Below are 444 nucleotides of genomic sequence, written 5' to 3'. Positions count from 1 at the left end.
CAGGGCTTCGAGGCCCTGGCGGCGGACCTGCATGCCACCGCCTGGGCAGACATCGAGCAGGCCAGCGGCCTGCACCAGGCGGACCTGGAAATGGTCGCCGCGGCCTATGCCAAGTCCAACGCCACCATCGTCACCTACGGCATGGGCATCACCCAGCACAACGAAGGCACGGCCAATGTCCGGCTGATCTGCGACCTGCTGATGCTGCGGGGCAACCTGGGCAAGCCGGGGGCGGGGATCTGCCCGTTGCGCGGCCACTCCAACGTGCAGGGCAACCGCACCGTGGGCATTACCGAGAAGCCTTCCCCGGCCTTTCTCGACAAGCTGCAGCAGACCTTCGGCTTCACCCCGCCGGCGCATCACGGTCACGATGCGGTGCAAGCCATGCAGGCGATGATCGCCGGCAGCGCCAAGGCCCTGCTGTGCCTGGGGGGCAACTTTGCC

At 67.8% G+C, this 444-nt stretch carries 1 protein-coding gene; it reads left to right on the top strand.

Features of this window, described 5'->3' with window-relative positions; all coding sequences use genetic code 11:
- Positions 1-444, top strand: a 444-nt coding sequence (locus F6S12_RS32950) for a molybdopterin-dependent oxidoreductase (RefSeq protein WP_315870016.1), incomplete at both ends; no start/stop codon positions are given.

This window comes from Pseudomonas sp. JV245A (assembly GCF_032424515.1).
Taxonomy (GTDB): domain Bacteria; phylum Pseudomonadota; class Gammaproteobacteria; order Pseudomonadales; family Pseudomonadaceae; genus Aquipseudomonas; species Aquipseudomonas protegens.
Note: the sequence above shows the minus strand (reverse complement) of the source record. Positions and strands in the feature narration are given on the sequence as shown.